Here is a 22,300-nt window from a genome sequence, read left to right on the forward strand (position 1 = left end):
TGGCGAGAAGTGTCCAGCGGGAACCATCCGGCGCTCGTCGCGCGACGGAATGGCCGTCGGTCGTCCGCTCCGTGGCGGCCCCGCCGCATCCGGCGCGGGCCGCCCGTCGGATCGGGCCCGTCAGCCCTCGGCGGCTCCGCCCATCATTCGCTGCATCTGGGAGAGCTGCGAGATGTGCAGCCGGATCAGCGGCACGGCGCCCCGGGCGATGCGGCGGAGCGCCGGGTCCTCTCCGCCCTCGGCGTAGGAGCCGTGGAGCGCCAGGGCCTCGCGGTGGCCCTGGAGCGAGGCGTCGACGAAGGCCGCGTCGTATTGCGGACCGCCCTGAAGGCCGGAAAGCTGCCCCAGGATCTGCGCCTTCTGCTCGTCCGAGGCCATGCCGCCGGAGGCACTGCCGGGGCCCGTCACGCCGAGCACCCCGCCGACGGTTCCGGCCACGCCGCCCGCCACCGCGAGCGGCGCCGCCACCAGGCCGCCGACGAGTCCGCCGGGGCCCGCCAGACTTCCGCCCGCCAGACCTCCGCCCGGCTGGCCGCCGCCGACCGGCACCGCCACGTTGCCGCCGGTCACCGCGTCGATCTTGTTGGCGAGGTTGACCTGCTGGGTCACCTCGGCCCGCGCGAACCGCTTGACCCGCGGGTTCCCGGTCTTGGCGTAGGCGTCCCGGGCGGTGTTCTCGAGGAAGAGGCCGCCCTTGGTGGCCATCGCCAGGTAGGCGGGCGTCGGCATGGCGCCGGCCGCGACCGGCTGGGCGACGGCGGTACGGGTGACCGCCAGGGCAGCTGTGGCGGAGACGAGGCCGGCGAGAAGGTGGCGGCGATGCATGAAACGGGCTCCGGGTGAGGGTGCGCAACCCGGCGCTCTCGGCCCCGGATGCTCCGGGGGAGTAATTTCCTCGTTCTGCCGACGTTCCGCCGCGCCGAAACCCGATGCCACGATCGCGGCACCGTCACGCAGCGCTGGCGTTCACGCCCGGCGCGGCCACGCCTCCGGCGTCGCCCGTCGCGTGAAGCGCCGCCACGGCCGGCTCATCAGCACGAAGGCCAGCACCACGCCGGCGGCGTACCAGCCGTGCAGGCTGGCGTAGCCGCCCTCCGGCGTCCAGGCGAAGCCGCCCAGGAAGACGTAGGAGACGGCCGCCGCCAGGGTGCGGAAGGCGAGCAGCCAGGGATGCTGCAGGATCGGATCGCCGTTCGCGACTGCGACCCCGAGCCCGGTCAGGGCGAAGAGCACGCCGCCGAGCGGCAATCCGAGGAACAGCGAGAGGACGGCGCGCAGGAAGAGCCCCGGCCAGTCGCGGCGACGACGGGTGGAGGCGGGGATTGCGGGCGCGTCGGTCACGGTCGTGTGCGGCATGCGGCTTTCGGCGCTGGCGGGCCGCGCGACGCGGCCGGGGCGGATCAAGCCACCAGCGTGTAGCCCAAACCGGGCCGGTCCCTCCAGGGTGTCCGTGCGGGAGGGGCCGCGCGAAGCGCTCCTCCCGCCGCTGCGCCGCGCCTCAGGTCTCCAGTTCGCTGTCCCAGTACAGGTAGTCGATCCAGGTATGGTGGTACTGGCGGTGGTCGAATTCCGGCTGGCGGCGGTGCAGCTCGTGGCGGCTCGGCCGACGCGGCTCGTTGAGGAGCGGCATCTCGGCCTCCTCGGGGGTGCGGTTGGCCTTGCGCAGGTTGCACGGGCTGCAGGCCGCGACGACGTTCTCCCAGCTCGACAGCCCGCCGCGGGAGCGCGGCACGACGTGGTCGAAGGTCAGGCCGCCCGAGGGCAGGCGCAGACCGCAATACTGGCACGAGAACGTGTCGCGCAGGTAGATGTTGTAGCGCGTGAAGGCGGGGCTGCGCGCCATGGCGACGTAGCTCTTGAGCGCCACCACGCTCGGCACCCGCAACGAGCGGCTGGGGGAGCGCGCCTCGACGTCGTAGCTCGCCACCAGGGTGACGCGGTCGAGGAACAGGGCCGTGAACGCATCCTTCCACGACCACAACGAGAGCGGATTGTAGGAGAGCGGCCGATAATCCGCGTTAAGCACGAGGGTTTGAAGATCCAGCATCATCCTGCCCTGGCGACGGGCCGACCGCAGCGAAGGGGGCCGGCGCGATGCCGGTCCTCGCGGTGCTCGCCAGGAGAGGAGATGGGGACCATCGCCTACCCTCCGAGCCGGTCGGGAAGAGTGGGGGGACACGGCGGATGGACGCGGCGGCCGCTCGCGGAGCGCACGCCGTCGAGCCTGCCCGGGATGCGATCCGGGCGCCGTCTGGGCTGCCGATGAGGCGCGATCACCGCCATCCTCTCGCAGCAGAACGAAAAGGCCGTGTCCATCGGGGCTTAGTCTAATAGCAGCATGACAGGGTTGTGAAGGTTTCGGGTCGGGGCGTCTCGTCACGCCCCACCGGTTTCGCGCTCCACAGGGGAACGCGCGTCCCATTCCCTCGGTCCATCCTCGGCGCCGCGGTGCCGGATGCCGTTGCGTCAGGGACCGCCCGGCACCGATTTTCGCCCCATTGATTCGCGATTCCCCCGGCCCGCCGCGTTCGACCGTCCGTCCCCGATGACGTAGGTGGGGCGGGCAACCGTCCCCGCCGCCCCGGCCGACGGGCGGCCCGCGCGGGCCCCGGAGCCCTTGCGGCGGCGGGCGGACGACGACGCGACGCGGGTGAGAAGGAGTAGGCATGAGACAGCTTCGCCGATGGACGATCGCCCTGGCCGCATTCCTCGTGAGCCCCGGGCTCGCGGCTGCGCAGGGCCCCGCGGCGAAACCGGAGCGGGCCGTCCTCGCCCAGGCGCAGGGCGCCAAAGCCGACACCAAGGGCGAGAAGGCCGCCCAGCCCGCCGCGGCCCAGCCCGGCGCGCCCGCGGAGGCGGCCAAGCCCGCCGCCCCGCCGCCCCAGACCCCGATCTCCGAGCAGATCAAGCAGATCCGCGCCCAGCTCGACGCCGAGAAGGCCGACCTCGACCAGCGCGAGCAGGCCCTGACCCATCGCGAGCTGAACAAGGACGACCTCGCGCTCCTGCGCGAGGGCATTCCGCCGGTGGCCGATCGCCTGCGCCAGGTCGTCGACCATCTCGGGCCCCGGCTCGATGCGGCCAAGGAGCGGCTGACCCAGCTCGGGCCCAAGCCCAAGGAACCCGAGGGCGCCGACGTGGCGCAGGAGCGGGCCCAGCGCGAGGCCGGCGTCGCCGAGATCGACGACACCCTGCGGCTCGCCCGCTCGCTCCTGGTCCAGAGCGACCAGATCACCGACCAGATCAGCAACCGTCGCCGCGCCGCCTTCACCCGCGCCCTGTTCGAGCGCACCGACGGCCTGGTGAGCCCGAGCCTGTGGCTGCGCGCAACGAGCGATTACGGCCGCGACCTGCGGGCGCTGAAGGCCTCCCTCGACGACTCGGTCGTCCAGGTCCAGCGCCGGGGCACCGCCCTCAACCTCGTCCTGCTGGCGCTCGCGATCGGTGTCTCGGTGGCGCTCTATGTCGGGCGTCGCCACATCGCCCCCCGGGTCGGCCACCGCGCCGCGACCGACGGGCAGCCGACCCGGTTCGCCCGGGTGATGGCGGCCTGGCGGGTCTTCCTCGTCGGCGCCGTGCCGGCGGTGCTCGGCAGCTTCCTCGTCGGCTACACCCTCGACGTCACCGAGCTCCTGCCGGTGCGATTGCTGCCGGCGGCCCACCGGATCGTCGCCTCGCTGGCCTTCGTGGCGGTGGTCGAGGCGATGGCCGACGCGCTGCTCTCCCCCGACCGCCCGGCCTGGCGCCTCGTCGCGATGACCGACGCCACCGCCGAGCGGCTGAACCGCCTGATCCTCGCCATCGCCTCGGTGATCGCGATCGGGCGCACCATCGAGGGCCTGAACGAGGGCATCTCGCTCAGCCTGCCGATCACCATCGTGACGAAGGGCGTGTTCGCGGCCGTCGTCGCGGTGGTGCTGGCCGAGGGCCTGCGCCGTTTCGCGGCCCGGGCCGAGGAGGCCGACGAGGCCTGCCTCGGGCCCTACATCGCGGCCGAATCGAATGCCGGCATCGGCGGGCCCCTGCGCATCCTCGGCTGGATCGTGGTGGCGGCGATCGGGGTCTCGGCGCTCGTCGGCTACATCGCCCTGTCGTCGTTCCTGATCGACCAGCTGATGTGGACCGCGATCGCCGCGGCGATGCTCTACCTGGCGATCGCGAGCGTCGACGCCGTGGTGGCCTCCGCCCTCCAGGCCGATTCGCGCATCGCCACGGCGCTCCAGGCCAATACCGGCCTGCGCAAGCGCTCGCTCAACCAGATCGCGGTGCTGATCTCGGGCTTCGTCCGGGTGCTGCTCCTCACCGCCGCCGGCGTGCTACTGCTCGCCTCCTGGGGCGTCGATTCGACCGACCTGTTCACCTGGGCCCAGGCCGCGTTCTTCGGCTTCACGGTCGGCGGGGTGACGATCTCGCTCTCGACCATCGCCATCGCGATCGGGCTGTTCACGCTCGGCCTCGTCATCACCAAGGCGATCCAGCGCTGGCTGGAAAACACCTACCTGCCGGCCACCGACCTCGATCCCGGCCTGCGCAACTCGATCTCGACGGTGAGCGGCTATGTCGGCTTCCTGCTCACCCTGGCGCTGGCCTTCTCTTATCTCGGCCTGAGCCTGGAAAAGCTCACCATCGTGGCCGGCGCCCTGTCGGTCGGTATCGGTTTCGGCCTGCAATCGATCGTCAACAACTTCGTCTCGGGCCTGCTGCTGCTCTGGGAGCGGCCGATCCGGGTCGGCGACCTCGTGGTGATCGGCGACAACGAGGGCTATGTCCGCCGCATCAGCGTGCGCTCGACCGAGATCCAGACCTTCGACCGCTCGGCGGTGATCGTGCCGAACTCGAACCTGATCTCCGGCGTGGTGAAGAACCGGGTGCGCGGCGACCGCACCGGGCGGGTCACGATCACGGTCAGCGTCCTGCGCAACCAGGACCCGGTCCATGCCGCCGAGCTGATCGTCGGCTGCGCCAAGGCCCATGCCGAGGTGCTCAAGGAGCCGCCGCCCCGGGTGGTCTTCCGCAAGATCGGCGACCCGTTCCTCGAGTTTGAGCTGATCGCGATGATCACCGACGTCGGCTCGCAGGCGAAAGTGCAGAGCGACCTCAACTTCGCGGTGTTCAGGACCTTGTCGGAAGGCGGTCTCATCCCCAATCTCGGACCCGGATCGAGCATCGTCACGGTTCAGGGGCTCGACGCGATGCAGGACGCCATGGGGCAGATCGCCCGCATGACCCTGCCCGGCGCCGCCCGCCCCGAGCCCCGTCCCGAGACTCGCCCCGACACCGAGGCCGAGCGCCGCAGAACCCCCGAGACCGTGCCGTGACCGTCATCCCCGCCGCGCTGAGGCGCCTCGCCCTCCTCGCCCTTCCGGCCGGCCTCGCCGCCTGCTCGGCGACCGAGGCGACGCGGGTGACGAGCGCGGCGGGGGCGGGACCGAGCCTGTACTGGCCGATGGCGGCGACCGGCGCCCAGATCGACGCCGGCGCGGCCCAGCAGATGATCGCGGCATACCGCAGCAACAAGGGCCTGCCCCCGCTCGCCCTCGATCCCGGCCTCCAGCGCCTGGCCGAGACCGAGACCGCCGCCATGGCGGCGGCCGGCCGCCCGAGCCAGGCCGACATCGTCAAGACCGTTGCATCCCGGATGGGCTTCCCCGAGCCCGGCGCCAACCTCTCGGCCGGCTACCATACGCTGGCCGAGGCGTTCTCGGGCTGGCGCGAGAGCCCGTCCCACAACGCCGTGATGCTCGATCCGACTGCTACCCGGATGGGGATCGCCACCGCCTACGCGCCGGGCTCGAAGTACAAGGTGTACTGGGCGCTGCTGGTGGCGAAGTAGGCCGCCCCGAGACCGGTCGAAGGGTTTGCCCGGCCGGTTCGTTCCTCACCCCGGCTTGCGCGCCACGCTCAACAGGTTGCCGACGTCGAGCGCTGCCCCGCATCCGCCGAGGCCGAGCGCCTCCGCGGTGGCGAGGGCGATGGGCTTCAACGGGCCGGGGAGGGGCAGCAGGCGCAGCCAGTAGCGCAGGGGATAGCGGTTGCGGATCGCCCGGATGGCGATGTCGACAAAGCCCGCCTCGCCGAGCAGCCGGTCCAGGCTCGCCGGGCAGAAGAGCTGCATGTGCTCGATGTCGATGATCGGCGAGCGGCGGCCGAGTAGCCGGTTGATCGGCGCCCGGTAGTCGTGGGTCACGAAGGCGACCAGCCCGCCGGGCCGCAGGAGATCGAAGGCGGCCCGGGTCAGGGCGCGGGGATCGGTAACGTGCTCCAGGGTCTGGAAGCAGCAGACCAGGGACAGGCTGCCGGGGGCGTGGTCGCCGGGCTCGAACACCCCGATCCGCAGATGCGGGCGGATGTCGGCCGGAGCGGCCTCGGCGGCGGCGTGCGAGGGCTCGACCCCGATCACCTCGGCAAAGCCCAGCCGCTGCAGGTCGCGCAGGAAGATCCCGCTGCCGGCGCCGATCTCGAGGGCGGTGCCGCCACGATGCTCCGGGCGCAGGTGCGGCGCCAGGGCCTCGGCATAGGCGCGGGCAGCAAAGCGCGCCTCCTCGGCGCTGTCGTAGCCAGCCTGCCGGTAGGCATGCGCCAGGGCCTCGGCGCTCGGCGCCTCGGCGGCGTACACGGTTTCGCAGCTGCCGCAGCGCACGAGGCGGAATGACATGTATTCGGGCGGCTTGCGCGAGGCGAAGCTCAGCGCGCCGATCCGGGCCGGGTCGATCGAGGCCGACAGGAACGGGCGTGCGCCGCGCTCGGGCGCGCCGCAGACCGGGCAGTCGCGGCCCTTGAGCCCGTCGAGGAGCGCGGCCGGCGCGGCGGGATCGGGGCGGTCCGGGGTCACGGGCGCATCTCGTCGGTCGCGAGCGGGAGCGGGTGGCGGGAGGGGAGGGCGCGCCGCGATTTCCGCGGGCGTCCCCGGCCGGGGCCGGCTTACGGGAACCCCGTCCCCCGCGGCGTCGGCGGCGCCTCGTTCATCAGCGTCACCGTCACGCGCCGGTTGGCCGGCAGGTACGGGTTGTCGGGAAACAGCGGCTCGGTGTCGGCCTTGCCGGAGACCGCGGCGAAGCGATCGGCGGGCAGGCCGTTGCTCGCCAGGATCTCGCGCACGCTCACGGCGCGGCCGGCCGACAGCTCCCAGGGCGGGGCGACCGAGCGGCGGCCGGGCCGGTCGGCGGCGGTGTAGCCGGTCACCGCGATCCGGTTGGGCAGCCGGCGCAGGGTCGGCACGATCCGCTCCAGCACCTGGCGGGTGCGGTCGTTCGGCCGGGTCGAGCCCTCCGGGAACATCGAGCGGTTGTCCTGGTCGACGAGCGAGATGTCGAGGCCCCGCGCCGTCACCTCGATGACGATGCTCTTCGACAGTTCGGCGATCTCCGGCAGGTCCTGCAGCGCCTGGCGCAGGGAGGTCATGGCGAGGCCGAAGCCGTCCTTGTAGCCGTGATGCGAGATGCCGTCGGCCAGGATCTCGTCGTCCGTCGGCGGCTCGGCCCGGTCGGAGGCCTTCTCGGGCGGGATGTCGCGGACGTCCCGCAGCTTGGTCGCCGAGGGCAGGCCGTTCTTCTCGATGATGCCGTTGAAGCGCGATTCCCGGTTGGTGCCGAAGGCGTCGCGCATCGAGCCCGCCACCGCCTGGAGCTTCTTCTGGTCCTGGGTCGAGTAGGCGGCGATCATGACGAAGAAGCTCATCAACAGCGCCATCAGGTCCGCGAAGGTCACGAACCAGCCGTGACCGCCATGGGCCCCGCCCCGCTTCTTTCTGGCCACCGCTCAGGTCTCCTCGAAGGGCGAATGCCCGTGGCTCGGGCCGCCTCGGCGGCCCCGTCCTCGCGGTGCGTCAGGCCGCCTCGGCGGCCATGTCTTCACGATGATTGTGCGGCAGGTAGGCGATCAGCATCTCGCGCACGAGCGACGCGCTCTTGGCGTCGCGGATCAGCAGCACGCCGTCGATGATGAGCGAGCGCGACACGTCCTCCTCCTCGAGCTTGACGTGCAGCTTGTCGGCGATCGGCAGGGTGATCATGTTGGCGATCAGCGCGCCGTAGAGCGTGGCCAGCAGCGCGGTCGCCATCGCCGGGCCGAGCTTCGAGGGGTCCGACATGTTGGCGAACATCGTCACCATGCCGAGAATCGTGCCGATCATGCCCCAGGCCGGAGCGCAGTCGCCGAAGGCGCGGTAGACCTTCGAACCCTCGTCGAGGTGCATCAGGAAGTTGTCGCGGTCGCGCTCCATCGTGTCGCGAATGAACTCGCGGTCGTAGCCGTCCGCGATGTAGCGCACGCCCTGCGCCAGGAACGGGTCCGAGATCTCGAGGCTCTCCAGCGCCATCGGGCCCTGGCGCTTGACCACGTCGGCGATCTTGGTGATCTCGTCGATCAGGTCGCGCGGGCGGATCGCCCGCATGTTGAAGGCGTAGCGCAGGCCCATCGGCACGCCGTGGACGATGACCGAGAACGGGAAGCGCAGCATGGTGGCGGCGGTGGCGCCGCCGAAGATCACGATCACCGCGTGCTTGTCGAAATAGGCGGCGAAGTTGCCGCCGTCGATCATGATCAGCACGAACACGACCGCGATGCCGCCGACGAGGCCGGCGCCGGTTGCGATATCCATCTGGGGTCGGCCTCTTCATGCACCGCCGCGCGGCCCCGCGATCGTGGGGCGCGTCGTCGGACGTCGCGTGTGTCCTGACCGGCAGATTACGCCCGACAGGCTCAACGAAGCGTAAAGGTCCCCCTCCGCGACCCTGCGCCGTCATGCGCCGTTCAGCGAGAACCCGTTAAGAGACCATCCATGCGATCGAACGGCCGCCACAACAAGGCCGCGCGCGGGGCAGGCGGCGGGCGAGGGCCAGGGCCGCGGACAGGGTCATCTCACCAGGGTTCACCGTCCATGCGGTTGATCAGGCTCTACGTTCGGGTCATGGGCCAGCTCGGCTCCGATCTGCGCCTCGGCGCGCTGCTGACCGCCGCCAACGTCGCCCTGGCGGTGGCGGCCTTCGCCGAGCCGGTCTTGTTCGGCCGCATCATCGACCGGCTCACCCACATGCCGGCCGGCGGCGCCGGCACGTCGAGCCTGCTCGGCCTCGTCGCCCTCTGGGTCGGCTTCGGCCTGTTCTCGATCGGGGCCGGCGTGCTGATCGCGCTCCATGCCGACCGGCTCACCCACCGCAGCCGGCTTTCGGCGATGGCGAACTACTTCGAGCACGTCCTCGACCTGCCGCTCGCCTTCCACTCGTCCAACCATTCCGGCCGGGTGCTGAAGGCGATGCTGGAGGGCACGAGCGGCATGGCGGCGACCTGGCTCGGCTTCTTCCGCGACCATTGCGCGGCGCTCGTCTCCCTCGTCGTGCTCCTGCCGATGACGCTCTTCCTCAACTGGCAGCTCGGCTCGATCCTGGTCGCCCTGATGCTGGTGTTCACCGGCCTCACCACCTTCGTGCTGCGCCGCACCGAGACGCTGCAGGGCGAGGTCGAGGCCTATCATTCGGGCCTCGCGGCGCATGCCTCGGACGCGCTCGGCAACGTCGCGGTGATCCAGTCCTTCACCCGCGCCAAGGCCGAGAAGGAGGCGATGCACGGCATCATCCGCGACCTCCTCGCCGCCCAGACCCCGGTCCTGTCCTGGTGGGCGCTGGCCTCCGTCGCCACCCGCGCCTCCGCCACGCTGACCATGACGGCGATCTTCGTCACCGGCATCGTGCTGCACGGCCACGGGCTGGCCACCGTCGGCGACGTGGTCTCGTTCATGAGCCTCGCCACCATGCTGGTCGCCCGGCTCGACCAGGTCGTCGCCTTCGTCAACAGCCTCTTCCTGCAGGCGCCCAAGATGCAGGAATTCTTCGACATCCTCGACACCGTGCCGGCCGTCCACGACCGGCCCGGCGCCAAGGCGGTGGCGCGGCTCGACGGCAACGTGTCGTTCGAGGACGTGCGCTTCTCCTACGACGGCCGCCGCCCGGCGCTGGACGGGGTGTCGTTCTCGGCGCGGGCCGGCGAGACCGTGGCGCTCGTCGGCACCACCGGTTCGGGCAAGTCGACGACGCTCGGCCTGCTCCACCGCGCCTTCGACCCCGATGCCGGCACGATCCGCATCGACGGCGAGGACCTGCGCGACATCGGCCTCTCGTCGCTGCGCCACAACATCGGCGTGGTGTTCCAGGAGCCGATGCTGTTTGCCCGCTCGATCCGCGAGAACCTCCAGGTCGGCCGGCCCGACGCCACCGACGCCGAGATGCTCGATGCGCTGGAGCGCGCCCAGGCCTCCGAGTTCATGGCGCGCCAGCCCGACGGGCTCGACACGATCATCGGCGAGCGCGGCCGCTCGCTGTCGGGCGGCGAGCGCCAGCGGCTCTCGATCGCCCGGGCGCTCCTGAAGAACCCGCCGGTCCTGATCCTCGACGAGGCGACGAGCGCGCTCGACGCCACCACCGAGCGCAAGCTCCAGGGCGCGCTGGAAGCGGTGATGGAGGGGCGCACCACCTTCGTGATCGCCCACCGCCTGGCGACGATCCGCGACGCCGACCGCATCCTGGTCTTCCACGAGGGCCGCATCGTCGAGAGCGGCACCTTCGACGAACTGGTGGCCGAGGGCGGCCGCTTCGCCGCCCTCGCCCGGGCGCAGTTCATGGCGGCCGAGCCCGTGGCGGACTACGCCCTCGCGGCATGAGGCGGGTCCGTCCGCCGACGGGGAGAGGGGCGGCCCGTCGCGACCCGGTCAGCGCATCCCGCCTCGCCCTCTCGGTCCGATGCGGAATCCGGACGATCGCTTCCGGATTTCGCGTCACCCGCCCGCGCGGTGGAGCCGCAGGCTCCACACGCATGAGCGAAGCCGGGATCGGCATTGCGAAGCGATCAGCCAGAAATCGTATCAGACCATCATTGGTCCAAAGCGATCATCGGCCCGGGACGAACCACCGCCATCCACGCAAAGCGCGCGAGAACCACCGATCCAGGGCAATCCCAACCCCCGCTTCGGATATCGGGAAAAGGCCCTGAAGAAAGCGGCCGTCCGAGATCGGGAAAATTCGCTAGAAATTGCGAATTTGAAATACCTTGAAAGGCGAGGCTCTTACGCTGGACCCCGCCCCGGGAAGACCGCGAACCCGTCCTCCCGTACCCGATCGAGGATCGTCCGGTAGGCCGGATCGCAGGGGCTGCCGGGGGCGATCCGGCCATATTCCACCGCCTCCGGGGCGGAGCGCTCCGGCACCAGCGCGATCGGGGTGGCGGCCGGGGTGAGATGGGCGCCGCGGCCCGAGACCAGGGTGGTGAGGATGCCGAACAGCTCGCCCCGGATCGTCGGCCTGCCCAGCACGGCGAGGCGGTACTGCCCCTGGAACTCGGTGACGAGGTAGATGTGGCCCGACTGGTTCGGCACCGACACGGTGCCGGACTGCGCGAAGGGCGCATCGAGCCGCTCGGCCTCGCGGAAGACCAGCCGGGCGCTGCCCGCGTCCCAGGCGATCTCGGTGACGTAGGCAAAGATCGTCCCCTCCTGGCCGAAGGACGGCCGGAGCGTCAGGTAGCGGCCTTCGAGAAAGGCCACCGCCGCGCGCGTGTAGGAGCCGAACGCCTCCGGCGCCTCGCGGGGGAGGACCTCCCGGCTCGGGGCGGCCTGGCGCAGCGACAGGCCGAGCGCCTCCTCGAGGCGGATCGTCGTCGCCAGCGTGAAGGGCCGGCGGCCGGACAGGGCTTTTTCCAGGGTCGAGATGCTGATGCGCGCCGCATCCGCCAGGGCGAGGCGCGACATCCGCCGCCGCGCCAGGGCCTCCCGCACCGCGTCGGCGACGGCAAGGCTCTGCCCCTCCGGCAGGGCGGCCTCGTCGGTCTCGATCACGGTCTCGGGCGGCATGCGGAGGTGTCCCGTGGAACCCGGGCGGGCTCCGGCCGGAGACCGAGCCGATCCCGGACGGACCCGCACGAAACCGCACGTGCGGGACACCGTCAAGGTGCGGCGCGTCATCGGGGCGATCCGCCCGGCCCGACCCCCGGGTCCTCCTTCGCCACCGCCTCGACCACCAGGCGCTCGGGCCCCGGCCCCAGAGCGTCGAGGGGCCAGCAGGTGACGAGCGCCAGGCGCCGGCCCGGCGCCGCCGGATCGAGGCCGGACTGGTCGAACCGTACGATCCGGCGCCCGGTGACCCGGAAGCGGACGACCCGCCCGTCCAGCCTCCGCACCTCGACCGGATCGCCGGGGACGAGGCGCCCGAGGCTGCGGAACTGGGTGTCGCGATGGGCGGCGTAGACCGCGATGCCCGGCTCGCCGGCCTCCGGCGTACCCTCGACGTGGCCCGGCCCGAAGGCCAGCGCCTGCCCGCTCGACCCGGCCAGCGCGATGTGGGCCTCGCCGAGGGTCGGGAAGGCGATGCGGGCGACCGGCCTGGTGTCGGCTGCGGGCCAGGGGCGCACGGGCGCCCCCGTCTCGAGGCCGCGGGCGAAGGCGCGGGCCAGCAGCGCCTGCGCGAGCGCGGCCTTGGCGGGGATCCAGGCGCCCTGCGCCGCCAGGATCAGGCCGCCCGACGCCAGGGCGGCGGCGAGGAGCGCGCGCGCCCTCACCGGGCGACCCGCCGGCCGCGCACGAGCAGGGCGAGGCCGAGGAGCCCGGCGCCGAGCATCAGCCGCAGCGTGGAATCGGTCGCGGTCTGCGGCAGGGCGAGCGACCCGGTGGCGGCGGGGGCCAGCGCGGCCTTGCGCAGGATCGGGGCGGGGGCGGGCGCCCGCGGCTGGTCGGTGCCAAACACCGCCTCGAAGTCCCAGCCCGCCGGCAGGTTGAGCGGCAGGTCGGTGCGGGCGAGGCGCGCCCCCGCCGGCCGGCGCGGCGTGGCGTCGGTCGCGACGAGCGAGGTGAGCCGCGTCGTCAGGCCGTGGTCGAGGGCGAGCCGCAGGATCGCCGCGTCGGCCGCCTCAGGGGTCATCCGGCCGGTGATCCGCGCGGTCTCGGCCTCGCCGATCCGGGCCCGGGCCCAGACCTTGCCGATCCCGGCACCGTCCTCCGCCTGAGACAGGTCCAGCACCGTGCGCCAGGGCCGGCCGCCGATCCGGCCGGTGAGGGTCAGGGTGCCCCTGGCCTCGTGCATCCGCGCCGCGATCGTCACCGGCTCGCCGCGATAGAGGTCGGGCAGCGCGGTCGGGGTGGCTTCCGCCGGCTCCGAGAAGGTCGCGGCAAGGTCGGTGACGACCGGGCTCTCGAGCTTCGCCAAGAGCTCGCGCATCCGGTCGGCGACCTGGTCGACCGAGCCGATCAGCGTGACGGTGCCGCGGCCGAGTTCGGCGGCGTGGCGCATCAGGTGCCCGTTCGGCGCCGAGCCGATGCCGACCATGAACAGCCGGGTGCGCCCGCGCGCCTCGGCGATGGCCGAGAAGATCCGGCCCTCGTCGCCGATCGCCCCGTCGGTGAGGAAGACGACCTGGCGCACCCGCCCGGTCTCCTCCGGGTCGGCGTCCCGCAGGGCCGCCTTGAGCGGCGCCAGCATCTCGGTGCCGCCCCGCGCCTCGAGCCCGCCGACGAAGCTCTTGGCTTGCGCCAGATGCGGCTCGTCGGCGGCGACGAGGTCGGAGAAGACCGTTTCCATCGTGTCGTCGAAGCGGATCACGTTGAAGCGGTCGCCCGGGCGCAGGCGGTCGAGGCCGACGAGCAGGCTCGCCTTGGCCTGGCGGATCGAGGTGCCGCCCATCGAGCCCGAATTGTCGATGACGAAGATCACGTCCCGCGGCAGGGACGCGGCTTGCGCTGCGGCGACGGGCGGGGTGACGACGGCCAGCACCGCGTCGGCCCCCGCCACGCGCTCGCGGAAGAGGCCGAGGCCGGGGCTCGTGCCGGGGGCCGGCGTCCAGGTCAGCTCGAAGTCCCGGTCGGTCGCGGTGGCGCCGTCGCGCAGCGCGATGCGGCGCTCGCGCTCGGACGGGGCGTCGATCGTGATGGCATGGGTCGCGCTCTCGACCCGGCCGAGGGAGAATCCGGCCTTGAGGTCGATCGAGAGGGTCAGCGGGTTGACCGGCGCGTGGCGGGCGGGATCCAGCACCGGGGCGGTGATCGCGTCCCGGTCGGGCACCGGATCGGGGGCGGGGCGACCGGTCGCGGCCTCCTGCACGGCGGGCGGGGCGGGGTTGTAGCGCGGGGCGGCGACGGTCGGCAGGCGCAGGGAATAGGTGTCGCCGGAGCGCCGCACGCCCTGCTGGTACTGGATCTGGACCAGCACGGTCTCGCCGGGGCCGATATTGGCGACCGCGTTGGTGAACAGGTTCGGCCGCTGCTGCTCGACGAGCGCCGCCGCCTTGCCCTCGGCCCGGGCGGCCTCGTAGTCGCGCCGCGCCGCCTCCCGCTCGCGGATGTCGGCGACGATCACCCGGTCGCCGACGACGAGGCGCATCGCGTCCACCGCCGCGTCCTCCGGCAGCGGAAACAGGTAGGTGCCCTCGACCCAGTCCGACGTGGTGTTGCGGAAGGCCTGGGTGATGGTCGCCCGCGCGGTCGGCCCGCTCACGGTGATCGCCGCATCGGCGGCGAGCCGCGGGGCGGCGACCGGCGCGCCGCCGCCGTGGCGCAGGAGCAGGGTGCCGGCCTCCTCGGCCCTGGCCTGCATCCCGCCAAGCAGCGCCAGCGCGGCGGCGACGAGGGGAGCGACGAGGAGGTTGCGGGGCATCGGGCGCGGGTTCGACACGGGTATCACGAGGAGCCTCCATCCTTGGTCGACCGGCTCGGGGACCGGCCGACCTGGAGGCTCGCGCAGAGCCGAAAGCGTCGCCACGGGACGCTTCGCCCAGTGTCCGGCCGCACCCGGACGGAGGCGTCCGCCGCGGTGCGGGCACGCGCGCGGCGGCGGCCGGGCGGTGAGGTGTCGTGCGGGTCCGTGCGGGGGAGGGCGGGTCCGGCAAGGGGCGGGCGCCGGAGTGCCGGTGCGAGGCCGCGGGGGCCTTCGCCACCGGGTCCGGGCGGTGGTCAGGCCGCCCGTACGGTCGCGAGGAGGCGCGCGACCTCGGCCGCGAGGTGCTCGGACTGGCGCGTCAGGGCGGAGGCCGCCGTGAGCACCTGGCCCGCCGCCGCCCCGGTCTCCTCGGCGGCGCCCGCCACGCCCGCGATGGTGCCGGTGACCTCGCCGGTGCCGGCGGCCGCCTGACCGACGTTGCGGACGATCTCCTGGGTCGCCGCGCCCTGCTCCTCCACGGCCGCGGCCATCGAGGTCGCTACGGTCGAGAACTCGTCGATCCGCGCGGTGATCCCGCCGATCGCCCCCGCCGCCTGACCGGTCGAGGCCTGGATCGCCGCGATCTGGGTCGTGATCTCCTCGGTGACTCGTGCCGTCTGACCGGCGAGTTCCTCGACCTCCGCCGCCACCACCGCGAAGCCGCGGCCCGCCACGCCGGCCCGGGCCGCCTCGATGGTGGCGCTGAGGGCCAGCAAGTTGGTCTGGCCGGCGATCGACGAGATCAGCCCGACGACGCTGCCGATGCGGGCCATCGCCTCGGTCGGCGCCCGAACCCGATCGGCGGTCTGCCCGGCTTCCGCGACCGCAGCCCGGGCGAGCCGCGCCGAACCGTGGACCTGGCGGCCGATCTCCTGCACCGAGGCACCGAGCTCTTCGGCCGCCGCCGCCACCGTGCCGACATTCGACGACGCCTCTTCGGCAGCGGCCGCCACGGCGGTGGATTGGGCGGCGGTCTGGGTCGCGGCCGCCGTCATGGTCCGGGCGGTCGCCTGCAACTTCGTCCCCGAGGCGGAGACCATGCCGACGATGCCGCCGACCGCCGTCTCGAAGGCATCCGCCATCTGGCGCATGCCGGCCTTCCGCTGCGCCTCGGCCGGGGCGCGGGCGAGCGCGGTCTCCTCCTCGAGCTGTCGCGTGCGGATCGGATTGTCCTCGAACACCTGCACGGCGGCGGCCATGGCGCCGATCTCGTCCCGGCGGGTCTTGAACGGAACGTCGACCGTCGTATCTCCGGTCGCCAAGCCGCCCATCATGCGGGTGATGCGCCCGAGCGGCACCGAGATGCGCCGCATCCCGTACAGCGTGGCGCCGAGGCTGACGGCCAGCGACAGGATGATTGCGATCCAGGCCGCGATCGTGGCGTCGCGAGCGGCCACGACGCTCCCGTTCGCGTCCCTCTGAGCGCCGCTGTCGTTCAACTTCACATCGCGGTCCAGGGCCGCGCTCATCGCATCGTAGAGCGCCAGGTTGTCCTTTCCGATCAGGGCGTCGAGGGCTTCGCCGGTCTTGTCGGAGGCGACCAGGCCCTTGATGGCATCGGTCGCCGCCTCGTACCTGCTCCAGCTGCCCACGAATTCATCGTATGCAACTTTTTCACCCGCGGAAGAGATCAGCGGTTCGTAACGGATGCGCGCCTGGGCGACGTGATCGATGCTCAGTTCGTACTGGCGCAGATGCTCGGCCAGCAGTCGCGGATCGTGCGCTGCCGCGACGAGGCGATACGGCTTGATGCGCACCTGATCGATCTGAGCGCGCATCTCGTTGATCGCGATGACCGAGGGCAGCCAGTTCGTCGAGACTTCGACGACGCTCCGGCGGATGGTCCCCAACTCGAAGATCGACAGCGCGCCCTGCGCGCCGGCGAGGGTGGACTTGATCGAGAGCGGCATGGAGGGGACGGGCGCGTGAAGGGCTGATCGATGCGCCGCGCGCGCCCTCGATCAGGGTCGGGATGCCTGCAGCCGAGCATCCTGGTATTAATAAAATATATTTTTACAATGTTTCTGAATTCGATGGCGATCGACGTCGTTGGAATGTTCTTGCCGAGCGAGTGTCGCAAAAAAGACTGTTCTTATTTCAATATCTCTTGCGATCTAGGCCGACGCCTAGGGTCGAGACTCAATGAGCACCAGAACGCGATGACGGCAGCGAGGGCGAGAGCCGAAGCGAAGTTGCGGGCGAGCTTGTCGTAGCGTGTGGCGATGCGGCGGAAGTCCTTGAGGCGGCAGACCACCGCCTCGACCCGCCAGCGATCCCGATCCCGTCGCTTGTCCAGCCGGATCTTGCGCTTGCGGGCGCGGGTGCCGGGAATGACGACGCTGATGCCCTGCTCGCGCAGGTCCTGGCGCAGCCAGTCGGCGTCGTCGCCCTTGTCGGCGATGAGCCGGCGCACGCGGCCGGGCGCCTTGTCCAGCACGGCGGGGGCGGTCTTCACGTCACTGGCGTTGCCGGGGGTGAGGTGGATGACGCCGGGGCGGCCGCTTTGCCGGACCCTCCGGCCTTGGCCGGGGCCTCCAGCCTGCTGGTCCAGAAGCGGCGGCGCGCCCATCTGTTGAAGCGGTTGTAGACGGTGGTGTGAGGGCCGTACTCGCTCGGGCAATCCTTCCAGCGGCAGCCGGACTTGATGACGTGCAGGATGCCCGACAGGATGGTGCGGTCGTCCTTGCGACGAGCGCCGAACTGGTTGGTGGGCATGAACGGCGCCATCGCCTGCCATTGTTCGTCCGACAGCCAGAACAGCTCTGCCATAGCCTCCTCCATCTGGGAGGCGATGCGAGTCAAATTTCCCTTATCCTTGCAACGCCTTGAACGGGTTTAGACCCTAGAACTGGCTGATCGCCATGCCAGACGCCATCAGTACTATCACATCCCGAACATGGGCAAACGTATCAGCGTAAATCGCCGTTGGTATCACTCCTCCCCCTCGACCAGCGACCATTCCCGCACCCGCGCCAGATGGTCGTAATCCGAATAGGCCTTGGCGTATTTCGGGTAGGGCCGCGACAGGTAGGAGGCCTCGCCGGCCATGAAGGCGCCGACGAGCTGGCGCAGGCCCGCGACATGGGCCTCGACCAGCTCGGGCAGGCTGCGCCCGTCGCCGCGCGGGGGCTTCAGGGGTGCCGGATCGAGGGGCGTCTTGCCGCCGCCGGCCCGGACGTAGAGGAGGTCGGGCGTCTCGGCGGCGGCCTCCAGGCCCCGGAAGGCGCCGGCCTGCAGCATCGCGGCTTCCAGCGTCAGCTGCGGCGAGAAGCCGGCAAAGACCTCGCGGGTGCTCGGCGGCTGGCCGGTCTTGAAGTCGATGATGGTGTGGCCGCCGTCGCGGCGGGTCTCGATCCGGTCGGCGCGGGCGCGCAGGGTCAGGACGTGGCCGCCCGGGATGGCGAGCGCCCAGCGCCCGCCGACCTCGGGCGCCACCCGCCTCAGGCCCGGGCGGCGCTCGGCCTCCCAGGCCAGGAACGCCTCGGCGAGGCGCACGAAGCGCGGCCACCACTCGGCGTAGAGCTCCGGATAGGCGTCGGAGATCGGCGCGAAGGCGTTGGCGGCGAGCGCGTAGAGGACCTCCTCGGCCTCGTCGAGGGCCGGCAGTCCCTCGGGAAACCGCTCGGCGAAGCCGCCCAGGACGGCGTGCACGATGGTGCCGCGGTCGCTGGCGCCCGGCTGCACGGCCACCGGCTCCAGGGCGTCGAGGCCGAGCACGTGGCGGGCGAAGATCCCGTAGGGGTCGCGCACCAGGGTCTCGATCTCGGTGACGCTGAGCGAGCGCGGAAACAGGGCCGGGTCGGGCCGGGGCGCCGGTCGGCGCGGCCGCGGCAGGACCGGGAGGTCGGCAGGGCCGAGGCCGGCATCGATGGCGGCGGCGAGCGAGCGGAAGCGCTGCCCGCCCTTCACCAGGCTCTTCCAGGCCGCCTCGCCGGCGAAGGCGCGCAGGCGCTGCAGGAAGCGCGACGGCACCGTCGGCGCACCTTCGCGCTTGTGGGCGCGGGTGACGATCGCATCCGGGCAGCCGAGGGCCTGGACGAAGTCGTGCGCGGTCTGGCCGAGGCGCCGCTCCGGCGGGGCCAAGCCGACCCGGGCGCGCATCGGCCGGTTGAGGAAGGCGTCGGTCTCGGCCTTGGGCGGCCAGACGCCCTCGTCGAGGCCGCCGAGCACCACCCGGTCGACGGTGAGGAGCCGGGCCTCCAGCAGGCCGAGGATGCGCAGCCGCGGGTGCGGGCTGGCGTTGCGCCGCGACACCACCCGCTCGCGGGCGAGCGCGGTGAAGAAGGCCGGGTAGTCGGAGAACCGGCCGGCGAGCAGGCCGGGCTGGGCCAGCTCCATGTCGTCGAAGAGCGCATCGAGCACCGCCACCGAGGCGTCGGGCTCACCTTCCTCCTCGGCTGCGTCCTCCTGCCCGTCCTCCTCCGGCCCCGCCATGAGGAGGTCGCAGGTGGCGCGGTGGCGCTGCGCGATGGCGATCAGGTCGTCGGGCGCATCGTCCTCGTCGGCGGCGAAGTCGCGGAAGGCGACCGCGAGGCGCACCAGCAGGGCGTCGGCCGCCTCCCAGTCCTCGGGGGTGAGGCGCCGGCGCGGCCGGGGATCGTGCGGGCGCTCCTCGGTGCGGGCGAGCCGCAGGGCGTCGGCGATGCCGTCGAACCCCTTGGCCGGGGCAGGACCGCGCAAGACGCCGATCTCGAGCGCGCTCGCCGCGCGCTCCACCTCGGGCCGGGTCAGCCCGAGGCGCACCAGCGGGTGGGCGAGGAGCGCCAGCACCCGCTCGGGCTTGGCGTCCAGCGCCGCGACGTCGGCGGCGAGGCGCGCGAGCCGCCCGGCCGGGCTGCGGGCCAGCGGCTCGCCGGCCGAATCGTCGGCGACGATGCCCCAGCGCCGGAGTTCCGCGGCGACGCGCAGCGCCAGCGCCCGGTCGGGAGTGATCAGGGCAGCGGTCCGGTCCGGCCGCTCCAATGTCTCCCGCAGCGCGACCGCGATGGCGAGCGCCTCCTCGCGCTCGTCGGCGGCCTCGACCACCCGGATCCCGGCGGTCCCGTCGCGGGCCAGCCGTTCGCGGAACGCCGGGTCGAGGTCGGCCCAGGCATCGGTCGTCTCGGCTGGGCGCAGGGCCTGGGACAGGAGGCCCGCCCGGGCGGCGGCGGCCGGGCTCGGCGTGCCGAGCGGAACGACCTCGGCGCGCTCCACCGCGAGGAAGTCCCTGCCGACCAGGCGGTGCAGCACCGCCTGCGGGTGGGCGTGAGCCGCCGCCTCGCCGTCGCCGGCGGGGTCGATCGCGCTCCATCCGGCCTCGTCGAGGTCGCGGTCGAGGCCCGGCAGCACCACGGCGCCGCGGGGCAGACCGGCGATGGCGGCGATGAGCCGGGCGGTGGCCGGCACCGAGCCGGTCGAGCCGGCGACGATCACCGGATCGGCCGGGCGCTCGCGCACGAGGCGCGCGGCCTCTGCCAGCACCAGGGCGCGGCCGCGCTCGACCGGATCGCTCACCCCGCGATCGGCCAGGATCTTCGGCCAGTGCTCGGCGGCGATGCGGACGAAATCGAGGGTGAGGGAGAAGTAGCGCGAATGCTCGGCCTCGACGGCGCCCGCGATGTCGTCCCAGGGCAGGCCCTCGACGGTGAGCGAGTCCATCAATCCTTCGAGGTCGGCGGCGAGCCCGACCGCATCGGCCGGCGAGGACGGCACCCGGAACGGCACCTCGTCGCCGAGCGGCAGGAGCCCGCGGTCGACGGTGCCGGCCCAGGCCTGGACCAGGCGGGCAAGGATCAGCCGGCGCTCGAGGGCGGGGATCGGCGGGCGCAGGATCTCCTCGCGGCGCTCGCCGGGCGGCGCCGACAGGAGGTCGAGCTCGGCCTCGTCGGCCTCGCCGAGCGGCACCATCCGGGGGAGCAGCGCGGCCGGGCCGCATTCCCGGGCCAGGATCGCCGCCAGCGCCCGGGCGGCGCGGCGGGTCGGCAGGTAGAGGGTGACCGCGGCGAGCCCGAACGGCCCGCCGGCGAGGTCGCCGACGAGGCGGCCCGACAGCAGCGCCTCGGCCAGGGTATCGAGGAAGGGCAGCCCCGGCGGAATGGTGAAGACGTGGCCGTCCCGGCTCACGGAAGGGTTTTCGCGAGGGCCCTTGGTACTGCCCTTGGTACTGCCCTTGGTGCTGCTCTTCGTGCTGCTCTTGGCGCGGCTCATGGCTTGGTCTCGCGCATCAGGTAGCGCACGGTCTTCGTCCCGTCGTGGATGTCGGCGCTGCCGACCTCCGCGAAGCCGAGGGCGGCGTGGAAGGCGTCGGAGCCCGGGTTCGGCGGCAGGCGGTTGACCTCGCAGGCGATGCGGTCGTGGCCGGCCGCGGCGGCCCGCGCGAACAGGGTCCGGTAGAGCGCCCGCGCCAGCCCACGGCCGCGCGCCGCCGGGGCGGTGACGATCCGGTCGACATAGACGAAGCGGGGATAGCGCTCCCGGAACCAGCCGAAGTTGGGGCTGGCGTAGGCGGCGTCCTGGTCGAGGGCGATCAGGAAGGCCGACAGCCCCTCGGGCCCGGTCACGGCGGCGGCGAGAAAGGCCTGGTCGCGCAGCGCCCGCAGGGCCGCTTCGTCGAGATGCGAGGTCTCGGCGACGTGGGCGGCGTTGAGCGCCAGCACCGCGCCGAGGTCGTCGAGGGGGCCGATCGAGAAGCCGGGGGGCATGACGGGGTCCGTGTGGGGGGCCGGCGGGGTCGCGGCCCCGGAAGGCCGCCGGACCAAGGCGTGGGGGGCTCTCCTCTCCCCGCCCGCAGGGAGAGGGGAAGACCCGTGCCTCTTCTTTTCCAAACCGTTCTGCACGATCGAGGGATGAGCCATCCACCAAGGACGGCCGCCCTCCTCCATCCGCTCACGGCTGCGCCGCGCTCGCCTTCACCCGCTCCTCGGCGTCGCGCAGCGCCTCCGGCGTGCCGACATGGAGCCATTGCCCGTCGAGGCGGAGTCCGAACAGGCGGTCCGCCTCGATCGCGCGGTCGAACAGCAGGTTGAGGGAGAACGAGCCCTCCGGCGTATCGGCGAACAGCTCGGGCTTCAGGATCGCGACGCCGGCATAGACGAAGGGCGAGACCTCGCGCTCGGCCCGGCGGGTCAGCCGGCCCTCCTTGTCCATGTTGAAGTCGCCCGGGCCGTCATAGCCGAGACTTGTGGCGGCGGAGGCGAGAAGGAGCAGCATGTCCATCCGCTCCGGGTCCCAGGCGGCGACCAGCCGGCGCAGGTTCGGCTGCGGCCCCTCGAGCCAGAACGAATCGGAGTTGAGCACCATGAACGGCGCCGTCCCGAGGAGCGGCAGCGCCTTCTTCACCCCGCCGCCGGTCTCGAGGAGCTTGTCGCGCTCGTCCGAGATGGTGATGGCCGGGCCGCCGCGGCGGCGCACGAGATGCGCCTCCATTAGGTCGGCGAGGTAGTGCACGTTCACCACCGTCTCGGGGATGCCGGCCTCGGCGATCCGGTCGAGGGCGTAATCGACCAGCGACTTGCCGGCGACCTCGACCAGGGGCTTGGGCGTGGTGGCGGTGATCGGGCGCATGCGCTTGCCGAGGCCCGCGGCCAGCACGAAGGCGCGCGTCACGGCGGGAGGCGGGGTGTCGGTCATTGGTGCGGCGCTTCGTCGAT

16 protein-coding genes and 1 pseudogene are annotated in these 22,300 nt (G+C 72.5%); 3 read left to right on the top strand and 14 right to left on the bottom strand.

The features are described from left to right. Positions 1–120: 120 nt before the first annotated feature. The 3 genes from HPY23_RS15865 to HPY23_RS15875 form a co-directional block, all read right to left on the bottom strand. Positions 121–825 (bottom strand): DUF4142 domain-containing protein, encoded by a 705-nt coding sequence (locus HPY23_RS15865; RefSeq protein WP_091881294.1) that lies wholly within the window; start codon positions 823–825, stop codon positions 121–123. A 141-nt stretch (positions 826–966) separates the two neighbouring features. Continuing rightward, positions 967–1,356: a hypothetical protein gene (locus HPY23_RS15870; protein WP_091881291.1), complete on the bottom strand. Its 390-nt coding sequence runs from the start codon at positions 1,354–1,356 to the stop codon at positions 967–969. Between the two features lie 142 nt (positions 1,357–1,498). Beyond that, positions 1,499–2,047: an HNH endonuclease gene (locus HPY23_RS15875; RefSeq protein WP_048431169.1), complete on the bottom strand. Its 549-nt coding sequence runs from the start codon at positions 2,045–2,047 to the stop codon at positions 1,499–1,501. 619 nt (positions 2,048–2,666) lie between these two features. Between HPY23_RS15875 and HPY23_RS15880 the strand changes: the two genes are divergently transcribed. Together HPY23_RS15880 and HPY23_RS15885 are read left to right on the top strand one after the other, a co-directional pair. Then, on the top strand, positions 2,667–5,318 hold the full coding sequence (locus HPY23_RS15880) for a DUF3772 domain-containing protein (RefSeq protein WP_091881288.1): 2,652 nt from the start codon (positions 2,667–2,669) through the stop codon (positions 5,316–5,318). Next, positions 5,315–5,833 (top strand): CAP domain-containing protein, encoded by a 519-nt coding sequence (locus tag HPY23_RS15885; RefSeq protein ID WP_244537474.1) that lies wholly within the window; start codon positions 5,315–5,317, stop codon positions 5,831–5,833. Before HPY23_RS15880 ends, HPY23_RS15885 begins: the two co-directional genes overlap by 4 nt. 45 nt (positions 5,834–5,878) lie before the next feature. Here the strand turns inward: HPY23_RS15885 and HPY23_RS15890 are convergent, their stop codons facing one another. The 3 genes from HPY23_RS15890 to HPY23_RS15900 form a co-directional block, all read right to left on the bottom strand. Then, on the bottom strand, positions 5,879–6,832 hold the full coding sequence (locus tag HPY23_RS15890; RefSeq protein WP_091881285.1) for a class I SAM-dependent methyltransferase: 954 nt from the start codon (positions 6,830–6,832) through the stop codon (positions 5,879–5,881). An 89-nt stretch (positions 6,833–6,921) separates the two neighbouring features. After that, complete coding sequence (locus HPY23_RS15895) at positions 6,922–7,755, bottom strand: OmpA/MotB family protein (protein ID WP_060850700.1); 834 nt, start codon at positions 7,753–7,755, stop codon at positions 6,922–6,924. A gap of 70 nt (positions 7,756–7,825) precedes the next feature. Beyond that, a complete protein-coding gene (locus tag HPY23_RS15900; protein WP_048427583.1) occupies positions 7,826–8,599 on the bottom strand; it encodes a motility protein A in 774 nt (257 codons plus the stop codon). 279 nt (positions 8,600–8,878) lie between these two features. Here HPY23_RS15900 and HPY23_RS15905 point away from each other — a divergent pair, with 279 nt between their 5' ends. Continuing rightward, positions 8,879–10,654, top strand: a complete 1,776-nt coding sequence (locus HPY23_RS15905) for a glucan ABC transporter ATP-binding protein/ permease (protein ID WP_060850699.1) — start codon at positions 8,879–8,881, stop codon at positions 10,652–10,654. A 402-nt stretch (positions 10,655–11,056) separates the two neighbouring features. Here HPY23_RS15905 and HPY23_RS15910 read toward each other — a convergent pair whose 3' ends face one another. The 8 genes and pseudogenes from HPY23_RS15910 to HPY23_RS15945 form a co-directional block, all read right to left on the bottom strand. Continuing rightward, complete coding sequence (locus tag HPY23_RS15910; RefSeq protein ID WP_091881283.1) at positions 11,057–11,839, bottom strand: helix-turn-helix domain-containing protein; 783 nt, start codon at positions 11,837–11,839, stop codon at positions 11,057–11,059. A gap of 107 nt (positions 11,840–11,946) precedes the next feature. Then, on the bottom strand, positions 11,947–12,543 hold the full coding sequence (locus HPY23_RS15915; RefSeq protein WP_060850697.1) for a class GN sortase: 597 nt from the start codon (positions 12,541–12,543) through the stop codon (positions 11,947–11,949). Continuing rightward, positions 12,540–14,630, bottom strand: a complete 2,091-nt coding sequence (locus HPY23_RS15920; protein WP_091882053.1) for a marine proteobacterial sortase target protein — start codon at positions 14,628–14,630, stop codon at positions 12,540–12,542. Before HPY23_RS15920 ends, HPY23_RS15915 begins: the two co-directional genes overlap by 4 nt. 296 nt (positions 14,631–14,926) lie before the next feature. After that, positions 14,927–16,582, bottom strand: a complete 1,656-nt coding sequence (locus HPY23_RS15925) for a methyl-accepting chemotaxis protein (protein ID WP_091881280.1) — start codon at positions 16,580–16,582, stop codon at positions 14,927–14,929. 182 nt (positions 16,583–16,764) lie between these two features. Continuing rightward, a pseudogene (locus tag HPY23_RS15930) lies at positions 16,765–17,441 on the bottom strand (transposase). 162 nt (positions 17,442–17,603) lie between these two features. Further along, positions 17,604–20,774: a double-strand break repair protein AddB gene (gene addB / locus HPY23_RS15935; RefSeq protein ID WP_244537473.1), complete on the bottom strand. Its 3,171-nt coding sequence runs from the start codon at positions 20,772–20,774 to the stop codon at positions 17,604–17,606. Between the two features lie 80 nt (positions 20,775–20,854). Further along, complete coding sequence (locus tag HPY23_RS15940) at positions 20,855–21,352, bottom strand: GNAT family N-acetyltransferase (RefSeq protein ID WP_091881275.1); 498 nt, start codon at positions 21,350–21,352, stop codon at positions 20,855–20,857. A gap of 184 nt (positions 21,353–21,536) precedes the next feature. Further along, positions 21,537–22,280, bottom strand: coding sequence for a nucleotidyltransferase family protein (locus tag HPY23_RS15945; RefSeq protein WP_060847222.1), 744 nt, complete (start codon positions 22,278–22,280; stop codon positions 21,537–21,539). Positions 22,281–22,300: the final 20 nt, after the last annotated feature.

The organism is Methylobacterium ajmalii (assembly GCF_016613415.1).
Lineage (GTDB): Bacteria > Pseudomonadota > Alphaproteobacteria > Rhizobiales > Beijerinckiaceae > Methylobacterium > Methylobacterium ajmalii.